The sequence below is a fragment of the Pseudomonas sp. NFX15 genome, from assembly GCF_049132105.1.
Lineage (GTDB): Bacteria > Pseudomonadota > Gammaproteobacteria > Pseudomonadales > Pseudomonadaceae > Aquipseudomonas.
This window is the reverse complement of record NZ_JAFMPV010000006.1, coordinates 264,453-274,895: the sequence shown is the minus strand read 5'-3', so window position 1 is coordinate 274,895 and position 10,443 is coordinate 264,453. Positions and strand designations below refer to the sequence as shown.

At 61.2% G+C, this 10,443-nt stretch carries 8 protein-coding genes; 7 read left to right on the top strand and 1 reads right to left on the bottom strand.

The window, feature by feature from the left end; genetic code table 11:
* Window positions 1-303 precede the first annotated feature (303 nt).
* The 6 genes from J1D76_RS09725 to fabI are packed head-to-tail and all read left to right on the top strand — an operon-like array spanning window position 304 to window position 8,496.
* Window positions 304-2,133, top strand: coding sequence for an extracellular solute-binding protein (locus tag J1D76_RS09725; protein ID WP_421138092.1), 1,830 nt, complete (start codon window positions 304-306; stop codon window positions 2,131-2,133).
* A complete protein-coding gene (locus J1D76_RS09720) occupies window positions 2,130-3,971 on the top strand; it encodes an extracellular solute-binding protein (protein ID WP_421138091.1) in 1,842 nt (613 codons plus the stop codon). Before J1D76_RS09725 ends, J1D76_RS09720 begins: the two co-directional genes overlap by 4 nt.
* Window positions 3,972-3,975: 4 nt before the next feature.
* Complete coding sequence (locus J1D76_RS09715) at window positions 3,976-5,049, top strand: microcin C ABC transporter permease YejB (protein ID WP_421138090.1); 1,074 nt, start codon at window positions 3,976-3,978, stop codon at window positions 5,047-5,049.
* Between the two features lies 1 nt (window position 5,050).
* Window positions 5,051-6,070, top strand: a complete 1,020-nt coding sequence (locus J1D76_RS09710; protein WP_421138089.1) for an ABC transporter permease — start codon at window positions 5,051-5,053, stop codon at window positions 6,068-6,070.
* Window position 6,071: 1 nt separating this feature from the next.
* On the top strand, window positions 6,072-7,682 hold the full coding sequence (locus tag J1D76_RS09705) for an ABC transporter ATP-binding protein (RefSeq protein WP_421138088.1): 1,611 nt from the start codon (window positions 6,072-6,074) through the stop codon (window positions 7,680-7,682).
* 19 nt (window positions 7,683-7,701) lie between these two features.
* Window positions 7,702-8,496: an enoyl-ACP reductase FabI gene (fabI, locus tag J1D76_RS09700; protein WP_421138087.1), complete on the top strand. Its 795-nt coding sequence runs from the start codon at window positions 7,702-7,704 to the stop codon at window positions 8,494-8,496.
* 50 nt (window positions 8,497-8,546) lie between these two features.
* On the opposite strand, the gene J1D76_RS09695 is transcribed toward fabI, so the two are convergent.
* Window positions 8,547-9,443, bottom strand: coding sequence for a LysR substrate-binding domain-containing protein (locus J1D76_RS09695; protein ID WP_421138101.1), 897 nt, complete (start codon window positions 9,441-9,443; stop codon window positions 8,547-8,549).
* Between the two features lie 266 nt (window positions 9,444-9,709).
* Here J1D76_RS09695 and J1D76_RS09690 point away from each other — a divergent pair, with 266 nt between their 5' ends.
* Complete coding sequence (locus tag J1D76_RS09690) at window positions 9,710-10,408, top strand: CoA transferase subunit A (RefSeq protein WP_421138086.1); 699 nt, start codon at window positions 9,710-9,712, stop codon at window positions 10,406-10,408.
* Window positions 10,409-10,443 lie beyond the last annotated feature (35 nt).

The window sequence follows — 10,443 nt, the reverse complement described above, 5'->3', positions numbered from 1 at the left end:
TGAGCCAGAAGCCGAAGACGGCTTCCACGAATAGGCCTAATACATAGATGCAACGGGGCAGCGGTTTTTCAAAAGCGGGTAGACAGTGGGGGCGAGTCCATACATAGGAGCTGGCTTGCCAGCGAAGAGGCCGGCACATCCAGCATTGGGGGTGGCAGGCAGGTCGTCTTCGCTGGCAAGCCAGCTCCTACAGGGTTTTCAAGCGGCTGAAATCGCGCATTCACCCGCTGTCTTTTTCCTGCCCAGACAAGCTGTTACTGTACGGTCCACAAAGCCCAAGCCGCCTGGATCGGATCCCCCTATTTGAAGCGTCCCCTCCTGTTCCTGATCAGCCTGGCCTTGAGCTCCACCGCAAGCGCGACGATCAGCGAAAGCCATGGTTATGCGCAGTTCGGCACGCTCAAGTACCCGGCCCGATTTACCCACTTCGATTGGGTCAACCCGCAAGCGCCCAAGGGCGGTACGCTGCGGGTTATGGCGTTTGGCACCTTCGATACGCTCAACCCGTACACCTTCAAGGGCACCAGCCCCGTCACCACCCCGAACTTCCTGCAATACGGCATCAACGAACTCAACGAACCGCTGATGGTCGGCACCGGGCAATACGCACCCTCGGGTGATGAGCCGGCGTCGAGCTACGGCCTGATCGCCCGCTCGGTGGAATACAACGAGAACCGCAGCTGGGTGGTGTTCAACCTGCGTCCCGAAGCGCGCTTTCATGACGGCACGCCGATCACCGCCTACGACGTTGCGTTCTCCTACCGCCTGCTGCTCAAGGAAGGCCATCCGCTGTACCGCACCAGCCTCCAGGAAGTGGCACGGGTCGACATCCTCAACCCGCAGCGGATTCGCTTCGTGCTCAAGCGCGCCGGCAATCCGCTGTTGATCCTGCGCCTGGGGGAAATGCCGGTACTGCCACAGCACTACTGGAAAGGTCGCGACTTCAAGGCCACCACCTTCGAACCGCCGCTGGGTAGCGGACCGTACCGCATCACCTCGGTCACACCGGGGCGGCAGATTGTCTTCGAACGGGTCAAGGACTACTGGGGCAAGGACCTGCCGGTCAATCGTGGCAAGTACAATTTCGACCGCATGGACGTCGAGTTCTATCGCGACAGCGATGTCGCGTTCGAGGCCTTCAAGGCCGGCGAGTTCGACATCTACATCGAGCATCAGGCGAAGAATTGGGACACCGGCTACCACTTCCCCGCCATCCGCCGCGGTGACGTGATCAAGACGCAGATCCCCCACCAGATCCCGACCCAGACCCAGGGTCTGTTCATGAACAGCCGCCGCGGGACGTTTTCGGACCCCAGGGTTCGTGAAGCGCTGGGGCTGATGTTCAACTTCGAGTGGACCAACCGCACGCTGTTCAGCGGCGCCTACCAGCGAGCCATGAGCTACTACCCCAACAGCGAGTTCTCGGCCAGCGGCTTGCCGATCGGGCACGAATGGCTATTGCTCAAGCCCTACCGCGAGCAGTTGCCGCCGAGGCTCTTTACCGAGCCATTCAGCCTGCCGCAGACCGACGGCCGCGGCATCCCCCGGGAGACACTGCGCAAGGCCCTCGGCCTGCTCGCCGACGCCGGCTGGAAGCTCAACGGCCAACGCCTGCAGAACGCCGCCGGGCAGCCTTTGCGCCTGGAGCTGCTGCTGGTCAACCCGAACCTGGAACGCATTCTTCAACCCTACATCGAAAACCTCACCAGCATCGGCGTCGAGGCACGCCTGCGCACGGTGGATCGCGCGCAATACAAGCAACGCCTCGACCAGTTCGATTTCGACATGATCCTGATGACCCTCAACCAGACCCTCAGCCCGGGGCTGGAGCAATGGCAGTACTTTCACTCCAGCCAGGCCGGGGTCAAGGGCAGCAAGAACTACGCCGGCATCGCCAACCCGGTGGTCGACCATCTGCTCGAACTGTTGTTGGCCGCACAAACCCGCGACGAGCAAATCGCCGCCGGCAAGGCCCTCGACCGCGTGCTGTTGTGGCAGCACTACATCGTGCCCAACTGGTACCTCAATTATCACCGCCTGGCGTACCGCAACCGGCTCGCCTTCGTCACCACGCCGCCCTACACCCTGGGACTGAACGCGTGGTGGCTGAAATCTTCGGAGAAAGATCAATGAACCCCATCCGTGCCCTGCTCCTGCAGGCCAGCGGCCTGCTGTTCGCCGGGCTGGCCTGCGCCGCCCCGCAACACGCGGTGACCCTGTACAACGAGCCACCGAAATACCCGGCCGACTTCAAGCACTTCGACTACGTCAACCCGGACGCGCCCAAGGGCGGGATCTTCCGTCAGGCCGGTTTCGGTGGCTTCGACAGCCTCAACCCGTTCATCAGCAAGGGTGTGCCGGCCGATGACATCGGCATGATCTACGACACCCTGGCCAAGCAAGGCCTGGACGAGCCATTCACCGAGTACGGCCTGATCGCCCGCCTGATCGAGAAAGCTCCGGACAACGCCTGGGTGCGTTTCTACCTGCGCCCCGAGGCGCGCTTCCACGACGGCCATCCGGTCCGCGCCGAGGACGTGGTGTTCAGCTTCCAGATGCTGACCAAGGACGGCGCGCCGATGTACCGCGGTTACTACAACGACGTCGCGGAGGTAGTCGCCGAAGACCCGCTCACCGTGCTGTTCAAGTTCAAGCACACCAACAACCGCGAGCTGCCACTGATCCTCGGCCAGTTGCCGGTGCTGCCCAAGCATTGGTGGGCCGACCGTGACTTCAACAAGGGCAACCTGGAAATCCCGCTGGGCAGCGGCCCGTACAAGGTCAGCGAAGTGAAGGCCGGACGCTCGGTGCGCTATGAGAGGGTCAAGGACTACTGGGGCAAGGACCTGCCGGCCAATCGCGGTTTCTATAACTTCGACGTGATGACCACCGATTACTACCGCGACAACACCGTGGCCCTTGAAGCGCTCAAGGCCGGGCAGTTCGACTACTGGCTGGAAATGACCGCGAAGAACTGGGCCAACGCCTACAACATCCCGGCGGTGGCCCAGGGGCGACTGATCAAGGAACAGATCCCCAACGGCAACCCGACCGGCATGCAGGGTTTCGTGTTCAACCTGCGTCGCCCAGTGTTCCAGGATGTTCGCGTGCGCCGGGCGCTGTCGCTGTTGCTGGATTTCGAATGGACCAACAAGCAGCTATTCAACAGCGCCTATGCGCGCACTCGCAGTTACTTCGAGAACTCGGAAATGGCCGCCACGGGCTTGCCTGACGCCGATCAAGTGGCGATCCTCGAACCGTTTCGCAGCAAGCTGCCGCCGCAGGTGTTCAGCGAGGCGTTCCAGTGCTCGTCCACTGACGGCAGCGGCATGATCCGCGCCCAGCAGCGCGAAGCCTATCAACTGCTGCAAGAGGCCGGCTGGCGCATCGTCGATGACAAAATGGTCGACGCCACCGGCAAACCGGTGGTCATCGAATTCCTCCTGGCCCAGACCGAGTTCGAACGCGTACTGCTGCCATTCAAGCGCAACCTCAGCGACCTGGGCATCGACCTGGTGATCCGCCGGGTCGACGTCTCGCAATACATCAACCGCGTACGTTCGCGGGACTTCGACATGATCGTCGGCAGCTTCCCACAGTCCAGTTCGCCGGGTAACGAACAACGGGAATTCTGGATGTCGGCCGCCGCCGACAAACCCGGCAGCCGCAACTCCATGGGCCTGAAGGATCCGGTGGTCGATCAACTGGTCGAGCAACTGATCAACGCCGATTCGCGCAAGGGCCTGGTGGCCCATGCCCGCGCGCTGGACCGCGTCCTGCAATGGGGCTATTACGTTATACCCAATTGGCACATCAAGACTTGGCGCGTGGCCTACTGGAATCACATCGGCCACCCAAAGGTCTCGCCTAAATACGATATCGGCACGGCCACCTGGTGGGTCAAGCCCGACATCACGCCGGCAATAGAAGTCGAAACCAAGCTGCAGGCCGATCCTGCGGGCACGGAGTAATCAGATGCTGGCGTACATTTTTCGGCGACTGCTGCTGATTATTCCAACCCTGTTCGGCATCCTGCTGATCAACTTCGTGATCATCCAGGCCGCCCCAGGTGGGCCGGTGGAGCAAATGATCGCCAAGCTCGAAGGCTTCGAAGGCGCCACCAGCCGCATCGCCGGCGGTGGCGCCGAGGTCTCGGTGGCCGGTTCCGCCTATCGCGGCGCCCAGGGCCTGGACCCGGCGCTGATCAAGGAAATCGAACACATGTACGGCTTCGACAAATCGGCGCCGGAACGCTTGTGGATCATGGTCAAGAACTATGCCTCGCTGGATTTCGGCGACAGCTTCTTCCGCGATGCCAAGGTCATCGACCTGATCAAGGAAAAGATGCCGGTGTCGATCTCTCTCGGGCTGTGGAGCACGCTGATCATGTACCTGGTGTCGATCCCGCTGGGGATCGCCAAGGCCACGCGACACGGCAGCCACTTTGACGTCTGGACCAGCTCGGCGATCATCGTCGGCTACGCGATCCCGGCGTTCCTGTTCGCCATCCTGCTGATCGTAGTGTTCGCTGGCGGCAGTTACCTGGACTGGTTCCCGTTGCGTGGGCTGACTTCGAACAATTTCGATGAGTTGAGCACGGGCGGCAAGATCCTCGACTATTTCTGGCACCTGGCGCTGCCGGTGACCGCGCTGGTGATCGGCAACTTCGCGACCATGACCCTGCTGACCAAGAACAGCTTTCTCGACGAGATCAACAAGCAATACGTGATCACCGCCAAGGCCAAGGGCCTGACCAACCACCGCGTGCTGTACGGCCATGTGTTTCGCAATGCCATGTTGCTGGTGATCGCCGGGTTCCCTTCTGCGTTCATCGGCATCTTCTTCACTGGCTCGTTGCTGGTGGAGGTGATCTTCTCCCTGGATGGCCTCGGCCTGATGAGTTTCGAAGCGGCGATCAACCGCGATTACCCGGTGGTGTTCGGCACCCTGTTCATCTTCACCCTGCTGGGATTGGTGGTGAAACTGATCAGTGACCTGACCTACAGCTTTGTCGATCCGCGCATCGACTTCGAAAGCCGGGAGCATTGAGATGAACCTGTCCCCGCTCAATCGCCGACGCTTCGAACTGTTCAAGGCCAACAAGCGTGGCTGGTGGTCGTTGTGGCTGTTCCTGGCGCTGTTCGGCGCCAGCCTCGGCGCCGAGCTGATCGCCAACGACAAACCGCTGGCGGTGCACTACGACAACAGCTGGTATTTCCCGGCGCTCAAGCGCTACCCGGAAACCACCTTCGGCGGCGAGTTCCCGCTGGAAGCGAACTACAAGAGCCCGTACATCCGCGAACTGCTCAAGGCCAAGGACGCCTGGGTGCTGTGGGCGCCGATTCCCTACAGCTACCAGAGCATCAACTACGACCTGAAAGTCCCGGCGCCCGCGCCACCTTCGGCGGACAACCTGCTGGGCACCGACGATCAGGGCCGCGATGTGCTGGCCCGCGTGATCTACGGCTTCCGCATTTCGGTGCTGTTCGCCCTGACCCTGACCGTGTTGAGTTCGATCATCGGCGTGATCGCCGGAGCCTTGCAGGGTTTCTACGGTGGCTGGGTGGACCTGGCCGGGCAACGCTTCCTGGAGATTTGGTCCGGGCTGCCGGTGCTGTACCTGCTGATCATCCTCGCCAGTTTCGTGCAGCCGAATTTCTGGTGGTTACTGGGGATCATGCTGCTGTTCTCGTGGATGAGCCTGGTGGATGTGGTGCGCGCCGAGTTCCTGCGCGGGCGTAACCTGGAATACGTGCGTGCCGCCCGGGCGCTGGGCATGCAGAACGGCGCAATCATGTTCCGCCACATCCTGCCCAACGCGATGGTCTCGACCATGACCTTCATGCCGTTCATCCTCACCGGCGCCATCGGCACCCTGACCGCCCTGGACTTCCTCGGCTTCGGTTTGCCGGCGGGCAGCCCGTCGCTGGGTGAACTGGTGGCCCAAGGCAAATCCAACCTGCAAGCGCCGTGGCTGGGCATCAGCGCCTTTGCCGTGCTGGCCTTGATGCTGAGCTTGCTGGTGTTCATCGGCGAGTCCGCTCGCGATGCCTTCGACCCGAGGAAGTGAAATGAATCAGGACAATCTGATCGAAGTGCGCGACCTGTCCGTCGAGTTTGTCGTCGGCAATCGCTGCCAGCGGGCGGTCGAAGGCGTCAGCTTCGACATCAAGCGTGGCGAAACCCTGGCCCTGGTCGGCGAAAGCGGCTCCGGCAAGTCGGTGACGGCGCACTCGATCCTGCGCCTGCTGCCCTACCCGCTCGCCCGGCATCCGTCCGGCACCATCGAGTATTCCGGGCAGAACCTGCTGGAGCTCAAAGAAAAAACCATTCGCCACATCCGCGGCAACCGGATCGCGATGATCTTCCAGGAGCCGATGACCTCGCTCAATCCGCTGCATTCGATCGAAAAGCAAATCAACGAAGTACTGGGCCTGCACAAGGGCCTGACCGGCAAGGTCGCGACCAGGCGCACGCTGGAACTGCTGGAGATGGTCGGCATCCCCGAGCCGCACAAGCGCCTCAAGGCCCTGCCCCATGAATTGTCTGGCGGCCAGCGCCAGCGGGTGATGATCGCCATGGCTTTGGCCAACGAGCCGGAACTGCTGATCGCGGATGAGCCGACCACCGCGCTGGACGTGACCGTTCAGCTGAAAATCCTCGAATTGCTCAAGCAACTGCAAGCGCGACTGGGCATGGCGCTGCTGCTGATCAGCCACGATTTGAACCTTGTGCGAAGAATTGCGCACCGCGTATGTGTCATGCAGCGAGGTTGCATCGTCGAACAGGCATCGTGCGAAGAGCTGTTCCGTGCGCCGCAGCATCCGTACACTCGGGAACTGCTGGCAGCGGAGCCCAGCGGCAAGCCGGCGAGCAACGTTATTGGCCCGCCACTGTTGGCGGTCGAGGACTTGAAAGTCTGGTTTCCGATCAAGAAAGGCCTGCTCAAACGCACGGTGGATTACGTCAAGGCAGTCGATGGCATCAACTTCAGCCTGCCCCAGGGCCAAACCCTGGGGATTGTGGGTGAAAGCGGTTCCGGTAAATCGACGCTGGGCCTGGCGATCTTGCGGTTGATCGCCAGCAAGGGCGCCATTCGCTTTGAGGGCAAGCAGCTAGACTGCCTGTCGCAGAACGAGATCCGGCCGCTGCGGCGGGAGATGCAGGTGGTGTTTCAGGACCCCTTCGGCAGCCTGAGCCCACGGATGTGCGTCAGCGACATCGTTGGCGAAGGCCTGCGGATCCACAGGATGGGCACCGCAGAAGAACAGGAAGCGGCGATTATTGCGGCATTGAAGGAGGTAGGCCTGGATCCGGAAACCCGGCACCGCTACCCCCACGAATTTTCCGGCGGGCAACGGCAGAGAATCGCCATTGCCCGGGCATTGGTGTTAAAACCGGCGTTGATTTTGCTGGACGAGCCGACTTCGGCCCTCGACCGCACCGTACAGCGCCAAGTGGTGGAGCTTTTGCGTTCGCTGCAAACCAAGTACAACCTGACGTATCTGTTTATCAGCCATGACCTGGCTGTGGTGAAAGCGCTGAGCCACCAGTTGATGGTGGTCAAGCATGGCCAAGTGGTCGAACAGGGAGACGCGCAAAGCATTTTTGCCGCCCCCCAACATCCGTATACACAGCAGTTGCTGGAAGCCGCTTTTTTGGCACCAGCCACTGCGCAATAACCTGAAAGAGGAGCAACACATGGGTTTTCTCGCCGGTAAGCGCGTACTGATCGTCGGTGTCGCCAGCAAGCTGTCCATCGCATCCGGCATCGCTGCCGCCATGCATCGCGAGGGCGCTGAGCTTGCCTTCACTTATCAGAACGACAAACTCAAAGGTCGTGTCGAAGAATTCGCCCAAGGCTGGGGTTCGAGCCCTGAGCTGTGCTTCCCATGCGACGTGGCCAGCGATGAAGAAATCGCCCAGGTCTTCGAAGCCCTGAGCAAGAAGTGGGACGGCCTGGACTGCATCGTGCACTCCGTTGGCTTCGCCCCGGGCGACCAACTGGACGGCGACTTCACCGAAGCCACCACCCGTGAAGGTTTCCGCATCGCCCACGACATCAGCGCCTACAGCTTCGTGGCCCTGGCCAAGGCTGGTCGCGAAATGATGAAAGGCCGTAACGGCAGTCTGCTGACCCTGTCGTACCTGGGCGCCGAGCGCACCATGCCGAACTACAACGTCATGGGCATGGCCAAGGCCTCCCTGGAAGCTGGCGTTCGCTACCTGGCCGGCTCCCTGGGCCCGGACGGCACTCGCGTCAACTGCGTATCAGCCGGCCCGATCCGCACCCTGGCCGCTTCCGGCATCAAGAACTTCCGCAAGATGCTGGCCGCCAACGAAGCGCAAACTCCGCTGCGTCGCAACGTCACCATCGACGAAGTCGGCAACGCTGGCGCCTTCCTGTGCTCGGACCTGGCGTCCGGCATCAGCGGTGAAATCATGTACGTGGACGGCGGCTTCAACACCACCGCCATGGGCAGCATCGAAGAGTAATCTTCGGTCAGCCACATAAAAAACCCGCCGACTCTGGCGGGTTTTTTGATTCAAGTCAGTCGCTCGCCCAGGTTCTGCTCTTTCAGCACATCAAACAACGCCTGCGCCGCGGCAGACAGTTCGCCTCCCGGCAATGTCAACACACCCAGCGCCCGCTCCACCACCGGGTCGCGCAAGGTCAGGCAACGCGCCCCCAATTCACGCATCTGCCCCGCACACAGAGCCGGGACCGCGCTCACGCCCAAACCGCTGGCGACCATGCGCCCCACCGTCGCCAGTTGATGGCTTTCAAACTCCACCGGCAGCTTCATGCCGCGCGCCTGCAAGTGTTCTTCGAGCATGACCCGCACCGTCGACGGGCGTTGCAAGGTAATGAACGGTTCCTTGAGCAAGGTCTGCCAATCGATGTCATCCAGACCGGCCAACGCCGAATCCAGGGGCACCACCGCAACGAAGCGGTCGATGTACAACGGCGTGAACAACAGCGGCGAACTCTGCGTCGGCTCAAACGCCACCCCCAGTTCCACCTGGCGATCGCGGACCATTTCCAGCACCTGTTCGTTGATCACGTCGTTGACCGTCACGTTGACATTCGGATATCGGGCGCGGAAGGTCTTGAGGATCGGCGGCAGCAGGTTGCCGGCGAACGACGGCATCGCCGCCAACGTCACGCGGCCACGCTGGAGGGTAAAGCGTTGGCGCATTTCGTCCTCGACATTGTCCCAATCGGCGATCAGCCGGCGGGCCAGCGGCAGCAGGGATTCACCTTCGGCGGTCAGTGCCACGTTGCGAGTATTGCGGCTGAACAAACGCCCGCCGAGGCCCTCCTCCAGCGCCTTGATGGTCAGGCTCAGGGCAGACTGGGACAGGTGCAGGCGCTCGCAGGCCACGGCGAAACTCAGGCTTTGCGCGACAGCCAGGAAGGCGCGGATCTGCTTGACGGTCATGGGGATGATTGACTCCAGAATGAATGAACCACTGATCCCTGTAGGCGCCGGCTTGCCGGCGAAAGCGATATAAAGGTCGATGTCTCTTTTGATCAGTTCCATCGCCTACGCCGGCAAGCCGGTTCTACAAGTGACATACATCCTATCGTTTAATGAGCTTTATCAATCAATAAGACTTAAAAAACAACTTAACAAATGAATCTTGCAGCGCGACACTCAACCCCATTCGGCTAGCCAGCCGCCCACAAAGAATAAAAGAGGTGCATATGGCAGGTTTCGACAAGCGCGTGAGTTCCTATGAGCAAGCGTTGGCAGGTCTGGAAGACGGCATGACCGTGCTCGCTGGCGGCTTCGGCCTGTGCGGGATTCCGGAAAACCTGATCAATGAGATCAAGCGCAAGGGGACTCGCGACCTCACCGTGGTTTCCAACAATTGCGGTGTCGACGGTTTCGGCCTTGGCGTCCTGTTGACCGACCGCCAGATCAGCAAAGTCGTGGCGTCCTACGTCGGCGAAAACAAGCTGTTCGAAGAGCAACTGCTCAAGGGCGAAATCGAAGTCATCCTGACCCCGCAAGGCACCCTCGCCGAAAAAATGCGCGCAGGCGGCGCCGGCATCCCGGCCTTCTTCACCGCCACCGGCGTCGGCACCCCGGTAGCCGACGGCAAGGAAGTGCGCGAATTCAATGGCCGCAAGTACCTGATGGAAGAATCCATCACCGGTGACTTCGCCATTGTCAAAGGCTGGAAAGCCGACCATTTCGGTAACGTGATCTATCGCCACACCGCGCAAAACTTCAACCCGCTGGCGGCCACTGCCGGCAGGATCACCGTGGTCGAAGTCGAAGAAATCGTCGAACCCGGCGAGCTGGACCCGGCGCAGATCCACACCCCTGGCATCTACGTCGACCGGATCATCTGCGGCACGTTCGAAAAACGCATCGAACAGCGCACCGTGCGTAAGTGACCCCCTGCCCCCGGACCGAATGAAGGAATAACAAC

Coding starts and splice junctions, on each gene's coding strand:
- J1D76_RS09720 (WP_421138091.1), top strand. CDS start 2,130: ATGAACCCCATCCGTGCCCTGCTCCTGCAGGCCAGCGGCCTGCTGTTC.
- J1D76_RS09715 (WP_421138090.1), top strand. CDS start 3,976: ATGCTGGCGTACATTTTTCGGCGACTGCTGCTGATTATTCCAACCCTG.
- J1D76_RS09710 (WP_421138089.1), top strand. CDS start 5,051: ATGAACCTGTCCCCGCTCAATCGCCGACGCTTCGAACTGTTCAAGGCC.
- J1D76_RS09705 (WP_421138088.1), top strand. CDS start 6,072: ATGAATCAGGACAATCTGATCGAAGTGCGCGACCTGTCCGTCGAGTTT.
- fabI (WP_421138087.1), top strand. CDS start 7,702: ATGGGTTTTCTCGCCGGTAAGCGCGTACTGATCGTCGGTGTCGCCAGC.
- J1D76_RS09695 (WP_421138101.1), bottom strand. CDS start 9,443: ATGACCGTCAAGCAGATCCGCGCCTTCCTGGCTGTCGCGCAAAGCCTG.
- J1D76_RS09690 (WP_421138086.1), top strand. CDS start 9,710: ATGGCAGGTTTCGACAAGCGCGTGAGTTCCTATGAGCAAGCGTTGGCA.